Source organism: Zeaxanthinibacter enoshimensis, assembly GCF_004362865.1.
GTDB lineage: Bacteria > Bacteroidota > Bacteroidia > Flavobacteriales > Flavobacteriaceae > Zeaxanthinibacter > Zeaxanthinibacter enoshimensis.
Genome location: NZ_SNYI01000001.1, coordinates 166,425 through 184,609, shown reverse-complemented (window position 1 = coordinate 184,609; position 18,185 = coordinate 166,425). Strand labels below are relative to the sequence as shown.

The window sequence follows — 18,185 nt, the reverse complement described above, 5'->3', positions numbered from 1 at the left end:
TGCAATATAATAATGAGTCAACCAAACGATCGAGCCATAGCCCTGCTGGAGAATGCTGCTTTGCATAACCTGTACAGTAAGACCGTGGCTCAACTGCTCAAGGATTTTGAGCGGGCAAATATTCCAATCCAGCTGAATGACAAACAGGATGCCGCGACCTTAACTGCGGCCATCCATGAAAAGATCTATGTCTTGCTGCTCGAAAAATTCGCCGATTACCTGAACTTATTATATGTCATCGATGTTCCTGAGAAAGCAGTCAAAGAGATCAGGGCATCAGATGCGGTTGAGGTTTCCAGGGAAATTACCTACCTGGTATTGAAAAGGGAATGGCAGAAGGTATGGCTGCGATCCCAGATGAGTGGCTGATTCCAGTTAGAGAAGTGCGGAGAATGATCTTTTTTATCCCATGGGTATGGCATATCTGAAGAAATAATATCAATCCTCCCCGATTTTGTTAAGATTCACCTAGACCTATATTTCGGAATGTATTAAATGTTGTATTTTTGATCTAATATTCAGTTTAGAAACATCAGCGACAGCTTTCATGGATAAATATTCTTTTTTAAATACTGCGCACACCTCTTTCTTTGCAGATTTATACGATAAATACTTAGTAAATCCGGATAGTGTAGAGCCGAGTTGGCGCGCCTTCTTCCAGGGGTTCGACTTTGGTATGGAAAGTGCATTGGACGAAGTGGGTATTGATGCGGGTTCCGGAACTGCTGTTCTGGGTAACGGCCAGGAGGTTGTTATGCCCGAATCGCTTCAGAAAGAATTCCAGGTAATCCGCCTGATAGATGGTTATCGCAGCAGGGGTCACCTGTTCACCAGGACTAACCCTGTCCGCGAGAGAAGGAAATATACCCCGACCCTTGATATCGATAATTTTGGGCTGTCCCAGGCCGATCTTGACACCGAATTCAGTGCAGGAGAAATTATTGGTATCGGCAGGAATACGCTGAGAGAGATCATTAAACATCTCCAGAATATTTATTGTGACGCTATTGGCGTGGAATATATGTATATCCGCAGTCCTGAGCGTGTTAAATGGATACAGGAACAACTGAATGTAAATGACAACCACCCAAAATTCAGCCCGGATAAGAAAAAACAGATCCTGAAAAAACTGAATGAAGCCGTATCTTTTGAAGCCTTCCTTCATACCAAGTACGTAGGTCAGAAACGTTTCTCCCTGGAGGGAAATGAATCTCTGATCCCGGCTCTTGATGCCATAGTGGAGCATGCTGCAGGCATGGGGGTAAAACAGTTTGTGATGGGAATGGCCCACCGTGGTCGTCTCAATGTGCTTACCAATATATTCGGGAAATCGGCCAAGGATATTTTTAGCGAGTTCGATGGAAAGGATTACGAACAGGAGATCTTCGACGGCGATGTGAAATACCACCTGGGGTGGACCTCCCTGCGTGCTACGGATTCCGGTAGCCAGATCAATATGAATATAGCGCCCAACCCTTCTCACCTGGAAACGGTAGGGGCGGTCGTTGAAGGAATTACCCGGGCTAAGCAGGATGTGCATTACCCGGACGATTTCTCTAAAGTGCTGCCGATCGTAGTTCATGGAGATGCCGCGATTGCCGGTCAGGGAATCGTTTACGAAGTGGTGCAGATGGCTAACCTGGACGGGTATAAAACCAATGGTACCATACATATAGTGGTCAACAACCAGATAGGTTTTACCACCAACTACCTGGATGCAAGAAGCTCTACCTACTGTACGGACGTGGCTAAAGTTACGCTCAGTCCTGTACTTCATATTAACTCTGATGATGCGGAGGCCGTGGTACACGCTGCGATCTTTGCCCTTGAATACCGTATGCGCTTTAAGCGCGATATCTTCCTGGACCTGCTGGGGTACAGGAAATACGGTCACAACGAAGGGGATGAGCCCAGGTTTACCCAACCGAAGCTTTATAAGGCCATCGCCAAACATGAGAATCCAAGAGATATCTACGCCAAGAAACTCATAGAAGAAGGGATCATAGATGACGGCTATGTTGCTAAACTGGAACAGGAATACAAAGCCAGTCTTGAAGAGGACCTGGAAGATTCCAGGAAAATAGATAAAACCGAGATCACTCCTTTTATGGCGGACGAGTGGAGTGGATTTGATAACGTCCGGGAATGGGAAATGATGGAAAAGGTGGATACCAGTTGTGACAGGAAACAACTGGATAAGGTAGCCAAAACCATTACAGAACTGCCAAAAGGAAAAAAATTCCTCAGGAAAGTAGAAAAGCTGGTCAACGACCGGAAGAAGATGTATTTCGAAAAGAATTCGCTGGACTGGGCCATGGGAGAATTACTGGCTTACGGAACCCTGCTCGATTCGGGGTACGGAGTTCGCATGTCCGGTCAGGATGTGGAAAGGGGAACCTTTTCTCACCGCCACGCGGTTATGAAGGTAGAAGAGAGCGAGGAGGAAGTAATGCTTCTGAATCATATCTCGGAGGACCAGGGAAAATTCCAGATCTATAATTCCCTGCTCTCAGAATACGGGGTTGTAGGTTTTGACTATGGTTATGCCATGGCAAGCCCGAATACCCTCACTATTTGGGAAGCCCAATTTGGGGATTTCAGCAACGGAGCCCAGATCATGATAGATCAGTACATTTCTGCTGCTGAGGATAAGTGGAAATTGCAGAACGGGCTCGTGATGTTCCTGCCACATGGCTATGAAGGCCAGGGAGCCGAACATTCTTCGGCCAGGATGGAACGTTACCTCCAGCTTTGCGCCAGGGATAATATGTTCGTGGCCGATTGTACCACTCCTGCCAATTTATTTCATCTGTTGAGGAGACAAATGATGGTCAATTACCGGAAGCCACTGATAATCTTTACCCCTAAAAGCCTGTTAAGGCATCCTAAAGCGGTGTCCACGGTAGAGGAACTGGCTGATGGTCAATTCCAGGAAGTGATCGATGATACTTCTGCTGAGGTGTCTAAGGTAAAATCACTTGTTTTCTGCACGGGTAAATTCTATTATGATCTACTGGCTGCAAGGGAGGAACACGGGAGAGAAGATGTGGCATTGGTCCGCATCGAACAACTTTTTCCACTTCCAACCGAACAGATGAAGGCCATTATGGAAAAGTATTCGCATGTGGAAGACTTGGTTTGGGCCCAGGAGGAACCCAGGAATATGGGGGCCTGGAGTCATATGATGATGCATTTTGAAGATGCACATAAGCTCAGGGTAGCCTCCAGGAGAATGTATGCTTCACCTGCCGCGGGAAGCGCCGTTCGTTCAAAAATGCGACACCAGCAAGTTATAGATTACGTCTTTGACAAGACTAAAGACAATATGCGGTCTAACATATCAAGAACCAGTACAACAAATTAACACAGCATGATATTAGAAATGAAGGTCCCCTCACCCGGGGAATCTATTACCGAAGTAGAAATAGCGGAATGGTTGGTGAAAGATGGGGACTATGTAGAAAAGGACCAGGCCATCGCGGAAGTTGATTCAGATAAAGCTACGCTGGAATTACCTGCCGAAGAGAGCGGTGTTATTACCCTCAAGGCTGAGGTAGGAGATGCAGTCGGGGTAGGAGAAGTGGTTTGCCTGATCGATACCAGTGCCGAAAAACCGGAAGGAGCCAGTAAAGGTGCCGATACCGTTTCTGGTGGTGATGAAGGCTCCGGCAGCGATGCAGAAAAAGACCTGGCAAAACAAAAACAGGAAGCAGAGAAAAAGCAGGATGCAAAAGCTCCTCAACCTGCCGAAGCTAAGGAAACATATGCCTCGGGGACTGCTTCGCCGGCGGCACGAAAGATCCTTGAAGAGAAGGGACTTGCAGCTTCATCAGTAAAAGGTACCGGGAGAGATGGTCGTGTTACCAAGGAAGATGCCGTACAGGCAGTTCCCTCTATGGGTTCTCCAACCGGGGGAAGCCGCGGAGAGTCGCGCACCAAACTTTCCATGCTCAGGAGAAAAGTTGCGGAACGCCTGGTATCAGCTAAGAACGAAACGGCCATGCTTACCACGTTCAACGAGGTAGATATGTCTGCGATCTTTGAATTAAGGAATGAGTATAAGGAGCAATTCAAAGAAAAGCATGGAGTAGGTCTTGGTTTCATGTCCTTCTTTACAAAGGCTGTGATCCGGGCCCTGCAGATGTACCCTGCCGTGAACTCTATGATAGACGGCAAGGAAATGATCTCCTATGATTTCTGTGATATCAGTATCGCGGTATCCGGGCCCAAAGGCCTGATGGTACCTATCATAAGGAATGCCGAAAATCTGACCTTCCGTGGTATTGAGGCCGAGGTAAAACGCCTCGCTATACGTGCCAGGGATGGGCAGATCACCGTAGACGAAATGACGGGTGGTACCTTTACCATATCTAATGGTGGTGTCTTTGGTTCCATGCTTTCTACCCCTATCATTAACCCGCCACAAAGTGGGATCCTGGGGATGCATAATATCGTGGAAAGACCTATCGTAAGGGATGGTGCTATTGCCATTGCGCCAATCATGTACGTAGCCTTATCTTATGACCACCGTATAATTGACGGAAAAGAGTCCGTAGGATTCCTGGTAGCCGTAAAGGAGGCCCTGGAAGATCCGACCGAATTATTAATGGATGGTAATGTGAAAAAAGCGCTGGAGCTTTAATCCTGAATTATCACCATAATTAATAAAAAAGCTGCCCTTCCTGGCAGCTTTTTTATTTTGATATGCTGAATAATGTAGCATTAATCACATCCAAGGTCTATTTTTGATTGGGGGTCCGCATTCGGGAAGCAGCTGTTGAGCGGGGTGCTGAGGGGTATATACCGTTCAATATCCGGGTCGTAAAGTGCTTCCGCAATAAATTTTTCCAATTGGTCTATCTCTTTTTGCGAGAGGTTTAGAGGGATGAAATTTGTGGAAATGCTGCTTTCCGGTACACCCTCGTTTTCAGGTACAGCCAGGTTCTTATAGTTAAGTACTTCCCGGATAGTTCTGAAACTTCCGCCGTGCCCCAGATGATTTACATCCTTAAGGTTGTAAAGGGTCGGGGTTTTAAAAGTGTAGTCATCTCCGGATCTCCCGGTAAAGCCGCCTCTTCCTTTCCTGGTCGCCTCGTCAACGCTGCCGATCATCGCCCCGCTATCGAGGTCTTTCATGCCAAGGGCGTGAAATCCCATCCCGTTCAGACCGGGGCCGCTATGGCATTGGTAACATCTGGCCTTTCCAAAGAATAATATTCCCCCTTTGATCTGCTCTTCTGTCATGGCTTCGTCAATACCCCGTAACCATTTCTGGAAAGGTGATCGGTTTGCCAGCAAGGACCTTACGTAGGCAGCTATGGCCAGTCCACCAGTTCTTTTAGTATATCGTATGGTCGGATCCACATCCGGGAAGGCCTCATCAAAAAGGGCTTGATAGGGAGTTTCTCGTATAAAGGCTTCATCTATCAGCATTCGGTGCATGCCCAGCCCGGCTATGGCTTGTATCTCTAATCCCTGGAAACCCAAGTGGTTGGTTTCTTTCACAGTGCCTGCAGTCCATTGACTCTGGGTATTACTATTGGGGCCAAAAGAACCGAACTGCCCGTTCCAGAGAACAACTTCCTGGTAAGCTGTATTCAGAACAGAGGGTACGCGAATGGGTTGTACATCCACGTTGGTCTCGTCATAAGATGCAGATATTTTCCGTGCTTCCCCGCTAATTCCGAATCCTTCACCTCCCTCGGCAATACCTTGCAACCTCCCACTTTGCATAGCGGCCCCGGCATTATGGCAACTCGCACAGGAATACGTTCCCCTGCCGACTTCCTGTACGGGGTTCAGGGCGATCCCTGTCTCGTGGAAGAGGAACTGGCCCAGGCGGATCTTCTCTGCGGTTAAGGGATTATTCGGGTCAGATGGGATCCTGGAGTAATCGTTACTATTGGGCATTCTCAGGGCATTTACTGTGCCGAACTGCAGCCGGATCTGTTCCGCAAGTTCGTCAGATGGGTGTAGCGTCTGCAGATCGCCGTCTCTCTGACAACTGATCGTAATAAATACCAGCAGACCGCCCAGTATCGGTCTTAAAAATTTCATCGGTTGTGGTTTGGTTGTGGAGGCCCGGAAACAATTTAAAAAAGAGGGATGACGAATCAGTCGATTATAGAAAAACTTCGATAAAAGGTCTGATTTTCAGGCTGAAAGCATCCTTTCGTGCTTATTTTTTTCGGAGGTATAATACCTTTTTATGGTAATCGATGACGGCCCGACCGTTCTCCAGCAGGTCAGCGCCGATGATACCGTCTACTTCTTCAGCTTCATGTAACAGCAGTGCCTGGTTAACATGCACCAGGTCAAGGATCACAATCTGTGCTTCCTTATCTTCCCACTTGCCAAGGCAGATATGGTTCTTTTCCGAGATTCTCGTGGCCAGGTCAGAGGCTCCGGCACCCGCTGCCAGGACTTCGGAGACTTCGGAATCGAGTTGGAACCTGTCGGCCTGCTCCAGGCCCACACAGGTACTAGAAGCGCCGGTGTCCAGGATAAACCTGCCGGGCAGCCCGTTGATCTCTGCCTTTACCTCAAGGTGGTTGGTAGCCGTCAGTTTCATAGGTACCCTCAGGTATTTCTTCGATTTCAAAAACTTTTTAAGACTGGACATTCGTACTTCTTTTAATGTCAAAGATAGTCCTATTTTTGTTCCATGATTTTGACAGATACCCACACCCATTTATATAGTGAAGCTTTTGAAGAGGACAGGAGCGAGGTGATAGACCGGGCGATAGAAGCAGGAATAAGCCGGTTCTTCCTGCCGGCTATAGATTCAGCCTACATCCCTTCCATGCTGCAGTTGCAGAAGCAGTATCCCGAGAATATTTTCCTGATGACGGGACTGCATCCTACCCATGTAAAAGAAGATTTTGAAAAGGAGTTGGATCTGGTCCGGCAAATGCTTGCCGAACATCAGGTATATGCCATCGGTGAGACCGGGATAGACCTATACTGGGATAAGACCTTTATCCGGGAACAGAAAGAGGCTTTCGCCAGGCAGATCCGTTTGGCTAAACAGCACAAACTGCCCATTGTAATCCATTGCCGGGAGGCATTTGATGAGATCTTCGAGGTGCTCGAAGCTGAGGGTCGGGAGGGGCTTTTTGGTATCTTCCACTGTTTCACAGGAACATATGAGCAGGCATTAAGGGCGATCAGCTTTAATATGAAGCTGGGGATCGGGGGTGTGGTAACTTTTAAAAATGGTAAACTAGATACCTTCCTCGGCAAGGTAGACCTGGAACATATAGTGCTGGAGACAGATGCTCCCTACCTGGCGCCTGTACCTTACAGGGGTAAAAGAAATGAAAGTCTTTACCTGCTTAATATACTCGGGAAGTTATCAGAGATATACGGAAAGAGCAAGGAGGAGATAGCTGAGATCACTACCGGGAATTCAAAAGACATTTTTGGTATATAATATAAGGTTATGGCAAACAGTCCGACAAGAATATTGCTGATCTATACCGGTGGAACTATCGGGATGATCAAGGATTACGATACAGGGGCCCTGAAAGCGTTCAATTTTAATAAGCTGGAAAAGAAGATCCCGGAGCTTGGTCAGCTGGATTGTTCCATTGATACGGTATCCTTCGAAGAGCCGCTGGACTCTTCGAATATGGATCCCGGGCATTGGGTGAAGATCGCCGGTCTGATCGAAGAACATTACGAGACCTACGAAGGTTTCGTGGTTTTACACGGCAGTGATACCATGAGTTATACCGCATCTGCCCTTAGTTATATGCTGGAACATCTCAGGAAACCCGTAGTACTTACAGGATCGCAATTGCCTATCGGGGACCTGCGTACGGATGCCAAGGAAAACCTGATCACGGCAATACAGGTAGCGTCACTGCAGGAAAGAGGTCGTCCGGTCATACAGGAGGTTTGCCTCTACTTTGAGTATAAACTGTACCGTGGCAACAGGACCACTAAGATCAACGCGGAACATTTTGAGGCCTTTGCTTCCCTGAACTACCCGCCCCTGGCCGAATCAGGAGTGCACCTGAAAGTGAATTACGAGGCGCTTTACAGGGGGTCCAGGAGAAAGGCCCTGCTGGTACATAAAGAACTTGATACCAATGTTGCAATACTAAAGCTCTTCCCGGGCCTGAACAAGGAAGTGCTGACAAGTGTACTGAACATCCCCGGGCTGAAAGGTTTGGTGCTTGAAACCTATGGTGCCGGGAACGCGCCCACCCAGGACTGGTTTGTCAGTGCCCTGAAGGATGCTATGACCCGGGGAATTAAAGTGGTCAATGTCACCCAGTGTTCAGGAGGGAGTGTGCTGATGGGTCAATATGAGACCAGTGAAGCCCTGAGGAAAATACAAATTATCAGTGGTGCCGACATCACTACGGAGGCTGCAATTACGAAATTGATGTACCTCCTCGGAAATAAGGTTTCAGCTAAGTCCTTTAAAACCATATTCGAAACATCTCTGAGAGGTGAGATGAGCTAAAAATTAACCTGTCAAATTTCGTGGAATAATAAATTTTTCGTTTATTGAACCCCTTAATTTAGTACCCTTAGAGAGGTGGCCGAGTGGTCGAAGGCGCACGCCTGGAAAGTGTGTATGCACCAAAAGTGCATCGAGGGTTCGAATCCCTTCCTCTCTGCAAATAACCGGCTGGAGTAACCGGCCGGTTATCATTCAGTGAATAGCCCGGAAATACTTAAAAACCGACTGCTGCGCTGAAAAAGAATTAATTTTTTAATTGTAATTTTTTTTTATCTTTAACCTATTAACTAACTAATTTTAAGTTTGAACAAAATGAAAAAATTATTCTCCATCCTGGCCATGGCTGGGCTATTTGTCCTTAGTACAAATACAGTAAGCGCGAAAGCGAACGCGATAGTGTCGAGTCTTTCTTCAACCGTGGCTACAGCTACAGTGATGTTGCAGGATGAGGCAGCCGTTGAAGCAGAAAAAGGATTTACCCAAGTATTAAAGGAGCAGTTCATCCAAGGGGGTGCAGGCTTTATGGGAATCGTATTACTGTGTTTGATCTTAGGACTTGCGGTCGCTATTGAAAGAATCATTTATTTAAACATGGCTAGCACCAACACTACTAAGCTTAAGCAGAAAGTAGAAGATGCTCTTGCTTCAGGTGGGATCGAGGCTGCTAAAGAAGTATGTCGTAACACCAAAGGCCCTGTTGCTTCTATCTACTACCAGGGATTGGATCGCGCCGGGGAAAGCATCGAGTCTGCTGAGAAGGCTGTTGTTGCTTACGGAGGAGTTCAAATGGGTCAATTAGAAAAGAACGTTTCCTGGTTGTCTTTATTTATCGCTGTTGCGCCGATGCTTGGGTTCATGGGTACGGTAATCGGTATGATCCAGGCCTTCCAGAAAATTAGTGCGGTAGGTAACCTTAGTGCTTCCCTGATTGCAGGTGATATCCAGGTTGCGTTATTGACAACTGTATTTGGTCTTATTACTGCGATCATCCTTCAGATTTTCTACAACTATATCATCGCTAAGATTGACAGTATCGTTAACGATATGGAAGATTCGTCAATCGTTCTGATCGATATGTTGGTAGACCACAAAAAATAAGTAACACTCCTAAACCAAAAGCATTATGCACAAGATTGTAAAAATTATATTGGTTGTATTGGGAGTGATAGGTGCCGTCCTGTGGTTCCAGCTTCCAAGCTCAGATGTACCAGCTTCTGAGGCCGTGGACAGCGGGGCAATGAACTTCATGTTCATTATTACGTACCTGTTATTAGCTATCGCTGTTCTGTTCAGCTTGGTCTTTTCACTGGTCGCATTATTTTCTAATCCACAAAGCTTGAAACGTACCCTGATCGTAGTGGTTGGTTTCCTGGTGGTGGTAGGGATCGCATACGGGATCTCCAGCGGAACTGATGTGAATATCGATGAAATGGCAAGAAGAGGCGTAGCTACTACCGAATCAACCGTTAAGTTGATCGGAATGGGTCTCAATGTCTTCTTCCTCCTGACCATAATCGCCGTTGGCGCCATGTTATGGGGTGGAGTACGGAAAATGACAAAATAACCTAAAAAGAACTATTATGCCTAGAAGAGGAGCACCACCGGAAGTTAACGCAGGTTCCATGGCAGACATCGCATTCTTACTGCTGATCTTTTTCCTAGTGACTACCACTATTGAAACGGATTCAGGACTGGATCGAATGTTACCGCCGATTGAACCGCCAGAAGATAACGTGGTTATTAAGCAGAAGAATATCTTTACTGTAAACATCAACAAGAATGGCCAGTTGCTTGTAGAGGAAGAGCTTACAGACCTGAGAGACCTCAGGAGTAAAGCCATGGCTTTCCTGGACAATGGGGGAGCGCCTTCAGGATCACCTGAATACTGCAGCTATTGTAAAGGAAAAAGGGATCCCGATTCATCGGATAACCCAAGCAAAGCCATTATCTCGTTGAAGAACGACAGGGAAACCAAATATGCTACCTACATCACAGTTCAGAACGAACTCGTAGGGGCTTATAACGAGTTAAGAAACCGCGAGGCTCAACGTTTATTCGGAAGAGACTTTACGGATATGGAAGCTGAATACCTTAACCCTGAAACTCCCGATGAGGTAAGAGAGGAACTAAAGGATAAGGTCCAGCGTGTCCAGGACTTGTTCCCGCAGAAATTATCTGAAGCAGAAACTTCAACTAACTAACGAGAACCGGACTATTATGGCAAAATTTAATAAGAAAAAGAGTGGGGAAACCCCTGCAGTATCTACGGCCTCATTGCCCGATATCGTATTCATGTTGTTGTTCTTCTTTATGACCGTAACAACGATGAAGGATAGCTCTATTATGGTAGAGAATACCCTGCCTAATGCTAGTGAGACCAAGAAACTGGAAAAGAAAGACCGGGTTCTTTATATCTATGTCGGAAAGCCTACCAGGGAATTCCAGAAGACCTATGGTACAGAGCCTAAGATCCAGTTAAACGATAAATTTGCTGATGTTTCCGAGGTTGGTGATTTCATACTGCAAGAAAGGGCTAAAAAGCCTCAGGAACTGCAGAATGTTCTAACCACTGCCTTAAAAGTAGATAAGGATGCCAATATGGGCCTGATCTCAGATATCAAGCAGGAACTTCGTAAAGTAAACGCCCTGAAAGTTAACTACACAACTTTTGAAGGTGACGCCTTCGGGAATATTGATAAGTAAGATAGCACCCAAAGGGGAACATAAATTAAGCGCTCCAAATTGATATTTGGAGCGCTTTTATTTTGTACGGGAACAGAACTAATGACTATTTTTAGGGTATGAGAAACTGTTTCCTGCTGCTCCTGATCTGCTTTGGTTTCACCCTGTCTGCACAGACAGTACAGGATACCCTGATCCCCGACCCGGATTACCTGGAAGATCAGTTCTATGTCGGTGTAACCTATAACCTGCTACTCAACAAGCCGGAAGGGGTTAAACAACGCAATCTCTCTTACGGGTTTCAAGCCGGGTTTATAAAGGATATTCCCCTGAATATAAATCGCAACGTCGCTATCGGTCTGGGCCTGGGTTACGCCGTGAATTCTTATTACACTAACCTGAGGGCCGTAGAGAACGGGGAGGAGTTTGCCTATGCAGTGATCCCTGATGACTTCTCCTATAAACGGAACAAGATAGAAACCCACCTGGTAGAGCTCCCGATCGAATTCCGGTTGCGCAACTCAAATCCAGTAGATTATAAATTCTGGCGCTTTTACGCGGGGATGAAGCTGGGGTATATCGTAGGCAGCAGATCCAAATTCGTGAGCAAAAACCTGAAAGACTCATTTTATAATACGGATACGGATAACTTCCGTTACGGGCTTATGGTAAACATGGGTTATAACACCTTCACCATACATGCCTACTACGCACTAAACAAGCTCTTTGAGCCTGGGAAGGCAAACCTGGAAGGGGAAGAGATCGGGATGACCCCCTTAAGGATAGGACTGATCTTCTATATTCTATAACCAGTATTTTATAGTCATCAGCTGGGATAGAAAACCGATCATAAACCCTATAGCTATCTCGGCCTTGTTGTGCGCCTTCAGGTAAATTCGCGCAGAGGCTGCCAAACCACAAATGAGGGTACAGACACTGATGGCTATGGTGATATTGATCTCAAAATGGATGCTGAGAGCGATCAGGTACATCAGCAGGCTGCCTAATCCCATCATGTGGAGACTGCAGCGAACTTTCAGGATCAAGGCCAGCAGGCAGGCTGCCGTGGCCGCGATCAGTCCCACGAAATAGTAATAAAGTTCTGCCGTGTAATTATTGGGAATAACCTTGAACAAAACCATCATCAATAAACCGATACTGATCAGCAGGGGATAAAACCTTTCCCTGGAAGGAGTAAGGAATACCGACGAGGCTAACCCGAGGTTTCGCAGGATCAGGTACGTGATGACGGGAATAACTATAGTAAGGATAAATATGGGTAAAAGGTTGCCGCCCTGCTCCTCCAGCGGGCTGTATTTTGGAGTTACCAGGAAGTAACTCAGGGTTCCTGCCATCGGGATCAGCAAGGGATGAAAAAGGTAGGAAAGAAAGACCGAAAGTGACCGCATCAGATCTGTTTTCTCAGGCGGGCTACCGGTAATCCTGATTGTTCCCGGTATTTGGCTACGGTTCTGCGGGCAATGGGGTATCCTTTTTCTTTCAGTATTTTGGCCAGCTTATCATCGGTAAGGGGTTTCTTCTTATCCTCTTCCCCGATCACCGTCTCCAGTATCTTTTTGATCTCCTTCGTTGATACATCCTCGCCCTGCTCGTTTTTCATGGACTCTGAAAAGTATTCCTTGATCAGTTTGGTGCCGTAAGGGGTGTCCACATATTTGCTGTTGGCTACACGGGATACTGTGGAAACATCCATGTCTATGGCATCGGCAATATCTTTCAGGATCATTGGCCTCAGGTTGCGCTCATCACCCGTAAGGAAATATTCTTTCTGGTACTGCATGATGGCATTCATAGTGATGTACAAGGTCTGCTGCCGCTGCCGGATAGCATCGATAAACCATTTTGCCGCATCCAGTTTTTGCTTGATGAACATTACAGCATCTTTCTGGCTCTTAGACTTGTCCTTGGCATTCTTATAACCGGCCAGCATATTGCTGTACTCCCTTGATACGTGTAGTTCGGGAGCATTCCGCCCATTCAGGGTAAGCTCGAGTTCTCCGTCCACGATGCGGATGGAGAAATCAGGAACTACATGTTCCACGATTCGGTTACTCCCGGAATAACTGCCTCCCGGTTTTGGGTTCAGTTTTTCTATTTCACTGATGGCATCCCGTAGTTGCTCCTCGGTGATATCGTGTTTCTGCAGCAGCTGCTTGTAATGCTTCTTGGTAAAATGCTCAAAGGATTTCTGCAGGATATCTATAGCGAGCTCAACAGAAGGGGTGGGTTCTTTCCGCTCTAACTGTATCACAAGGCATTCATCAAGGGAACGGGCTCCAACGCCAGGAGGATCCAGTTCCTGGACAATAGCCAGCACCTTTTTGATGGTCTCTTCCTCAACGTAGATATTCTGGGTAAAGGCGAGATCGTCCATGATATCGGCCAGGGGACGCCTGATATAGCCGCTCTCGTCCACACTGCCCACAAGGAATTCTGCAATTGCCCATTCCTCGTCACTTAGGTAAACAGTGTTCAGCTGGTTCAGGAGGTACTGGTTAAAAGAAATACCGGCGGCGTAGGGCACGTTTTTCTCTTCATCATCACTGCTGTAGTTATTGGCCTTGGTGCGGTAATCCGGGACCTCGTCGTCACTCAGGTATTCGTCTATGTTGATATCGTCGGTAGCCACGGTCTCGTGGTCCATTTCCTCCTCGTAATTGTCACCGAAATCATCATCCAGGGCGCTGCTTTCCTCTTTTCCACTCTCCAGTGCAGGGTTCTCCTCCAGCTCCTGTTTCAGGCGCTGTTCAAAAGCTTGTGTAGGCAGCTGGATCAGTTTCATCAACTGTATCTGCTGCGGTGACAGCTTTTGGGATAATTTGAACTGTAGGTGTTGTTTTAACATAAGGTGTGCCTTGAAGCGACAGTTATAAATTTAAATAAATCATATCAGAATTCTGCATTCTGTGGTGTTCTTGGAAACGGGATTACGTCCCGGATATTACCCATTCCTGTTGCAAAAAGTACAAGGCGTTCAAAGCCAAGGCCAAAACCACTGTGTACGGCTGTGCCAAATTTCCTCAGGTCCATATACCACCAGAGTTCTTCCTCGTCAATACCTAATTCTTCGATCTTCCCGCGCAATACATCCAGCCGCTCTTCTCGCTGGGATCCTCCGACGATCTCTCCGATCCCGGGAAACAGGATATCCATGGCGCGTACCGTTTTCCCATCCTCGTTCAGGCGCATATAGAACGCTTTGATCTTGGCCGGGTAATCGAACAGGATAACCGGGCATTTAAAATGCTTTTCCACCAGGTAGCGCTCGTGTTCACTCTGCAAGTCTGCACCCCATTCTTCTATGGGGTACTGGAATTTTTTCTTCTTGTTGGGGGTACTGTTCTTCAGGATATCAATGGCCTCGGTATAACTTACCCGGACAAAATTGTTATCTACTACAAATCGCAGTTTATCGAGCAGTGACATATCACTACGCTCTTTCTGCGGTTTGGTTTTTTCTTCGTCCTGTAATCTTTTTTCCAGGAATTGCAGGTCAGACTGGCAGTTCTCGAGGATGTACCGCAATACGTATTTGATAAAATCCTCGGCCAGGTCCATATTGTCATCCAGATCAAAGAACGCCATTTCCGGTTCTATCATCCAGAACTCGGCCAGGTGCCGTGAAGTATTAGAGTTCTCTGCCCTGAAAGTAGGTCCAAAGGTATATACCTTACCGAGCCCCATGGCATACGCTTCTGCCTCTAGCTGCCCGGATACGGTCAGGTTGGTTTCTTTCCCGAAGAAATCCTCCTTGTAGTCTACCTCACCGGATTCATTCTTTGGAGGGTTCACGGGATCCAGTGTTGTCACCCGGAACATTTCTCCCGCCCCTTCGGCATCAGAACCGGTAATAATAGGCGCGTGCATGTAATAGAAGCCATTCTTCTGGAAATACTCATGGATGGCAAAAGATAAAGCCGACCGGACTCTCATTACCGCGGAAAATGTATTTGTCCGTACCCTTAAATGGGCCTTTTCCCTCAGGAATTCGAGCGAGTGTTTTTTCGGCTGGATAGGATAAGTTTCCGGGTCTGCTGTGCCGTGCACGATGAGTTCCTCAGCCTGGATCTCCACGCTCTGTCCGCGACCCTGGCTCTCGACCAGCGTACCGGAAATCTCCACTGCTGCTCCCGTGGATATTTTACGCAATAAAGATTCGTCCAGTTTCTCGAAGTCTACGACACATTGAATGTTGTCAATAGTAGAACCGTCATTAAGGGCGATAAAGCGGTTACTCCTAAAGGTTCGCACCCATCCTTTTACGGTGACAGGCTGCGATAATGGTTGCTGGGTAAGTAACTGCTTAACACTAAATTCGTTCATGGGTATTCGCTTCTAAATATGAAAGGCAAAGATAAGCGATTGCAAAAATTATGGGAGATGTTTCGGGCAGAATTCTGACTGTATTCCGCCGCAGATCACTTCTGTTTTGGCTTCTTGGGAGTCTCTTCCTTGGGAAGAATGTCTATCTGTGGTTTTTTCAGCACTTCTTTGTTAGCAATACTTCGCTCCAGGGATAGCAGGAGGGAAGGAAGCAGGATAAGGTTAGCGAGCATGGCAAAGAGCAGTGTTGCCGATACCAGTGCACCCAGGGCAACCGTTCCTCCAAAACTGGAAATGATGAAAACGGAGAAACCAAAGAAGAGTACTATGGATGTGTAGAACATACTTACCCCGGTTTCCCTCAGGGCAGCATAGACCGATTTCTGGATGCGCCAGCGATTGGCGATAAGTTCCTGCCGGTATTTGGCCAGGAAGTGAATAGTATCATCTACCGAGATACCAAAAGCGACACTAAAGACGAGAATAGTGGAAGGCTTTATGGGTACTCCCACGTATCCCATAACCCCGGCAGTGATCACCAGGGGGAGCAGGTTTGGAACCAAGGAAATAACAACCATCCGGAATGAACGGAACAAGTAGGCGATGAATAGGGCGATCAGGCCGATGGCCAGGGCCAGGGACATGATCAGGTTCTTAACCAGGTATTTGGTGCCCTTAAGGAACAAGAGGGCTTTCCCGGTAAAGCTCACCTCGTAACGTTCTTCGGGGAAGATCTTAGCTGCATTTTCCACCAGGTCCTGTTCAATCGCTTCCATCCGGTCTGTTTTAACATCCTGGATGTAGGTGGTTATCCTCGCGTACTGCCCGGTGCTGTCCACGAAAGTTGAGAGCAGGTTGCTGTTGCCTCGCGAATTCTTGGCCACGTCCATGATAAAAGTATTCTCCTGGGAGGTGGGCAGCTGGTAGTATTTTGGAATACCGTTGTAAAAGGCTTGTTTGGAATACTTGACCAGGTTGACCATGGAAACAGGTTCCGAGAGTTCGGGAGTTTCCCGTATTACCTCGCTCAGCCGCTCCATTCTTTTCAGGGTGGCAGGTTTCATAACCCCTTTTTCCCGCTTGGTGTTTATGACGATCTCCAGCGGCATGATCCCGTCAAACTCCGCTTCAAAGAACCGGATATCTTTGAAGAACTCTGCCTTCTTCGGCATATCCTCGATCGGGCTGCCGGAGATATTGATCTGGTAGATACCTATAATGCTGACTACCAGGGCGGAAATAGAAACCAGGTATACGGCTATCCTCCTTTCCCGTACCATGCGCTCCATCCAGTTCACAAAAGTGTCTATCCACTTTTTATTCAAATGCTTCAGGTGCTTCGTCTTCGGAAGCGACATAAAGCTGTAGATGATCGGAATGATGAGCAGCGAAAGAATGAAGATGAACAGGATATTGATAGATGCCACGATCCCGAATTCCTTGAGCAGCGTACTGTCCGTGATAATAAAGGTGGCAAACCCCGAGGCCGTGGTGACATTGGTCATAAGGGTGGCATTACCGATCTTGGAGATCACCCGTTGTAAGGACAATGCCTGGTTCCCGTGCTTCTTTACTTCCTGCTGGTATTTATTGATCAGGAAGATACAGTTAGGAATACCAATAACGATGATCAAGGGAGGAATCAGCGCGGTGAGTACCGTAATCTCGTACTGGAGAAGACCCAGCGTCCCGAAAGCCCACATCACCCCGATGATGACCACAACGATAGAGATCACCGTAGCCCGGATACTGCGGAAGAAGAAGAAAAAGATCAGGGAGGTTACCGCCAGGGCGGCAAAGATGAATTTCCCGATCTCGTCTATGATGCTCTGCGAACTCATGGTCCGGATATAGGGCATCCCGGAAACCCGGACATTGAGCCCGGTCTCTTCTTCAAAGTCGTTCACCAGGTTGGTGAGATCCCTTAAGACGAAATCTTTCCGGACCGAAGTGTTGATAATATCTTTGTCCATATAGACCACCGTCCGGATCGTACGGCTGTCTTTATTAAAAAGAAGATTGTCGTAAAACGGCAGGTTATTGAATAACTGGTTGGCGAGGCTGTCTACTTCCTGTCTGGATTCCGGGGGGCGTTCCAGGAATGGCTTCAATACGAATTCGTTCTTTTCCTGGTCGCGTACAAGCTGCTGCAGGTTATCTGTAGAGATAACAAAATCGACCTCGGGGAATGCATCAAGTTGTTTGCTCAAGGTATTCCACCTTCTGAAATTCCCGGGTTCAAAAAGAGCCGAATCCCTTACAGCAAGTACGATCGCATTTCCCTCCTCTCCAAATCTTTTTACAAATTCCTGGTATTCCAGGTTGATCGGGTGGTCGTCGGGAAGTAAGTTGGCTTCCGAATTGGAAAAACGCATGTTCTGCCATTGGAAACCCATAAATACCGTTACGGATGCGATAGCCAGAAGGATCAGGATACGATTCCTCAGGATGATCCTTGCGATCCTGGCCCAAATGCCTTGCGTAAGCTTTGCTCCCATATCAGGTATTGCTCCACATCGTTTGAAACTGGAGGGATCCCGGGTAACCCGGAAAGGCTTTTCCTGCAGCGATGCCCCGGTCTCTTTACGATGCGCTGTTAAAATTCAGCGGCAAAGGTAGAAAACGCAGCGTTCTGTTCCTAATGCACAGCTTTGATATTAACTGGTGTTACCAGGGGTCATTAAAG

The 18,185-nt window shown here is 47.1% G+C and carries 16 protein-coding genes and 1 tRNA gene; 11 read left to right on the top strand and 6 right to left on the bottom strand.

Features of this window, described 5'->3' with window-relative positions; genetic code table 11:
* Positions 1 to 12: 12 nt before the first annotated feature.
* The 3 genes from CLV82_RS00840 to odhB all read left to right on the top strand — a co-directional run bounded on the left by CLV82_RS00840 (position 13) and on the right by odhB (position 4,642).
* Positions 13 to 369 carry a hypothetical protein gene (locus tag CLV82_RS00840; protein WP_133642418.1) on the top strand — a complete coding sequence of 119 codons (357 nt, stop codon included), beginning with the start codon at positions 13 to 15 and terminating at the stop codon, positions 367 to 369.
* Between the two features lie 178 nt (positions 370 to 547).
* Complete coding sequence (locus tag CLV82_RS00835; RefSeq protein ID WP_133642417.1) at positions 548 to 3,364, top strand: 2-oxoglutarate dehydrogenase E1 component; 2,817 nt, start codon at positions 548 to 550, stop codon at positions 3,362 to 3,364.
* Positions 3,365 to 3,370: 6 nt separating this feature from the next.
* Positions 3,371 to 4,642: a 2-oxoglutarate dehydrogenase complex dihydrolipoyllysine-residue succinyltransferase gene (gene odhB / locus CLV82_RS00830; RefSeq protein ID WP_133642416.1), complete on the top strand. Its 1,272-nt coding sequence runs from the start codon at positions 3,371 to 3,373 to the stop codon at positions 4,640 to 4,642.
* Between the two features lie 80 nt (positions 4,643 to 4,722).
* Here odhB and CLV82_RS00825 read toward each other — a convergent pair whose 3' ends face one another.
* Positions 4,723 to 6,057 carry a cytochrome-c peroxidase gene (locus CLV82_RS00825; RefSeq protein WP_133642415.1) on the bottom strand — a complete coding sequence of 445 codons (1,335 nt, stop codon included), beginning with the start codon at positions 6,055 to 6,057 and terminating at the stop codon, positions 4,723 to 4,725.
* A gap of 121 nt (positions 6,058 to 6,178) precedes the next feature.
* Positions 6,179 to 6,622 (bottom strand): retropepsin-like aspartic protease family protein, encoded by a 444-nt coding sequence (locus CLV82_RS00820; protein ID WP_133642414.1) that lies wholly within the window; start codon positions 6,620 to 6,622, stop codon positions 6,179 to 6,181.
* Between the two features lie 42 nt (positions 6,623 to 6,664).
* Here CLV82_RS00820 and CLV82_RS00815 point away from each other — a divergent pair, with 42 nt between their 5' ends.
* The 8 genes from CLV82_RS00815 to CLV82_RS00780 all read left to right on the top strand — a co-directional run bounded on the left by CLV82_RS00815 (position 6,665) and on the right by CLV82_RS00780 (position 11,964).
* Positions 6,665 to 7,432 (top strand): TatD family hydrolase, encoded by a 768-nt coding sequence (locus CLV82_RS00815; RefSeq protein WP_133642413.1) that lies wholly within the window; start codon positions 6,665 to 6,667, stop codon positions 7,430 to 7,432.
* Between the two features lie 9 nt (positions 7,433 to 7,441).
* Positions 7,442 to 8,473 (top strand): asparaginase, encoded by a 1,032-nt coding sequence (locus CLV82_RS00810; RefSeq protein ID WP_133642412.1) that lies wholly within the window; start codon positions 7,442 to 7,444, stop codon positions 8,471 to 8,473.
* 69 nt (positions 8,474 to 8,542) lie between these two features.
* A tRNA-Ser gene (locus CLV82_RS00805) sits at positions 8,543 to 8,630 on the top strand.
* Between the two features lie 155 nt (positions 8,631 to 8,785).
* Complete coding sequence (locus tag CLV82_RS00800; RefSeq protein ID WP_133642411.1) at positions 8,786 to 9,571, top strand: MotA/TolQ/ExbB proton channel family protein; 786 nt, start codon at positions 8,786 to 8,788, stop codon at positions 9,569 to 9,571.
* Between the two features lie 25 nt (positions 9,572 to 9,596).
* Positions 9,597 to 10,037, top strand: coding sequence for a hypothetical protein (locus tag CLV82_RS00795; protein ID WP_133642410.1), 441 nt, complete (start codon positions 9,597 to 9,599; stop codon positions 10,035 to 10,037).
* Between the two features lie 16 nt (positions 10,038 to 10,053).
* A complete protein-coding gene (locus CLV82_RS00790; RefSeq protein ID WP_133642409.1) occupies positions 10,054 to 10,674 on the top strand; it encodes an ExbD/TolR family protein in 621 nt (206 codons plus the stop codon).
* Between the two features lie 16 nt (positions 10,675 to 10,690).
* The gene (locus tag CLV82_RS00785; RefSeq protein ID WP_133642408.1) at positions 10,691 to 11,176 is read left to right on the top strand and encodes an ExbD/TolR family protein; all 486 of its coding nucleotides are present in this window, start codon (positions 10,691 to 10,693) and stop codon (positions 11,174 to 11,176) included.
* Between the two features lie 98 nt (positions 11,177 to 11,274).
* Positions 11,275 to 11,964, top strand: a complete 690-nt coding sequence (locus CLV82_RS00780) for a porin family protein (RefSeq protein WP_133642407.1) — start codon at positions 11,275 to 11,277, stop codon at positions 11,962 to 11,964.
* Here the strand turns inward: CLV82_RS00780 and CLV82_RS00775 are convergent.
* The 4 genes from CLV82_RS00775 to CLV82_RS00760 all read right to left on the bottom strand — a co-directional run bounded on the left by CLV82_RS00775 (position 11,959) and on the right by CLV82_RS00760 (position 17,997).
* Complete coding sequence (locus CLV82_RS00775) at positions 11,959 to 12,564, bottom strand: hypothetical protein (protein ID WP_133642406.1); 606 nt, start codon at positions 12,562 to 12,564, stop codon at positions 11,959 to 11,961. The genes CLV82_RS00780 and CLV82_RS00775 overlap by 6 nt on opposite strands.
* Entirely contained in the window at positions 12,564 to 14,021 is a 1,458-nt protein-coding gene (gene rpoN / locus CLV82_RS00770; protein WP_133642405.1) for an RNA polymerase factor sigma-54, read from the bottom strand. Before rpoN ends, CLV82_RS00775 begins: the two co-directional genes overlap by 1 nt.
* Positions 14,022 to 14,065: 44 nt before the next feature.
* On the bottom strand, positions 14,066 to 15,499 hold the full coding sequence (gene asnS / locus CLV82_RS00765; protein ID WP_133642404.1) for an asparagine--tRNA ligase: 1,434 nt from the start codon (positions 15,497 to 15,499) through the stop codon (positions 14,066 to 14,068).
* Positions 15,500 to 15,594: 95 nt separating this feature from the next.
* Positions 15,595 to 17,997, bottom strand: a complete 2,403-nt coding sequence (locus CLV82_RS00760) for an efflux RND transporter permease subunit (RefSeq protein WP_133642403.1) — start codon at positions 17,995 to 17,997, stop codon at positions 15,595 to 15,597.
* Between the last annotated feature and the right edge of the window lie 188 nt (positions 17,998 to 18,185).

Coding starts and splice junctions, on each gene's coding strand:
- CLV82_RS00840 (WP_133642418.1), top strand. CDS start 13: ATGAGTCAACCAAACGATCGAGCCATAGCCCTGCTGGAGAATGCTGCT.
- CLV82_RS00835 (WP_133642417.1), top strand. CDS start 548: ATGGATAAATATTCTTTTTTAAATACTGCGCACACCTCTTTCTTTGCA.
- odhB (WP_133642416.1), top strand. CDS start 3,371: ATGATATTAGAAATGAAGGTCCCCTCACCCGGGGAATCTATTACCGAA.
- CLV82_RS00825 (WP_133642415.1), bottom strand. CDS start 6,057: ATGAAATTTTTAAGACCGATACTGGGCGGTCTGCTGGTATTTATTACG.
- CLV82_RS00820 (WP_133642414.1), bottom strand. CDS start 6,622: ATGTCCAGTCTTAAAAAGTTTTTGAAATCGAAGAAATACCTGAGGGTA.
- CLV82_RS00815 (WP_133642413.1), top strand. CDS start 6,665: ATGATTTTGACAGATACCCACACCCATTTATATAGTGAAGCTTTTGAA.
- CLV82_RS00810 (WP_133642412.1), top strand. CDS start 7,442: ATGGCAAACAGTCCGACAAGAATATTGCTGATCTATACCGGTGGAACT.
- CLV82_RS00800 (WP_133642411.1), top strand. CDS start 8,786: ATGAAAAAATTATTCTCCATCCTGGCCATGGCTGGGCTATTTGTCCTT.
- CLV82_RS00795 (WP_133642410.1), top strand. CDS start 9,597: ATGCACAAGATTGTAAAAATTATATTGGTTGTATTGGGAGTGATAGGT.
- CLV82_RS00790 (WP_133642409.1), top strand. CDS start 10,054: ATGCCTAGAAGAGGAGCACCACCGGAAGTTAACGCAGGTTCCATGGCA.
- CLV82_RS00785 (WP_133642408.1), top strand. CDS start 10,691: ATGGCAAAATTTAATAAGAAAAAGAGTGGGGAAACCCCTGCAGTATCT.
- CLV82_RS00780 (WP_133642407.1), top strand. CDS start 11,275: ATGAGAAACTGTTTCCTGCTGCTCCTGATCTGCTTTGGTTTCACCCTG.
- CLV82_RS00775 (WP_133642406.1), bottom strand. CDS start 12,564: ATGCGGTCACTTTCGGTCTTTCTTTCCTACCTTTTTCATCCCTTGCTG.
- rpoN (WP_133642405.1), bottom strand. CDS start 14,021: ATGTTAAAACAACACCTACAGTTCAAATTATCCCAAAAGCTGTCACCG.
- asnS (WP_133642404.1), bottom strand. CDS start 15,499: ATGAACGAATTTAGTGTTAAGCAGTTACTTACCCAGCAACCATTATCG.
- CLV82_RS00760 (WP_133642403.1), bottom strand. CDS start 17,997: ATGGGAGCAAAGCTTACGCAAGGCATTTGGGCCAGGATCGCAAGGATC.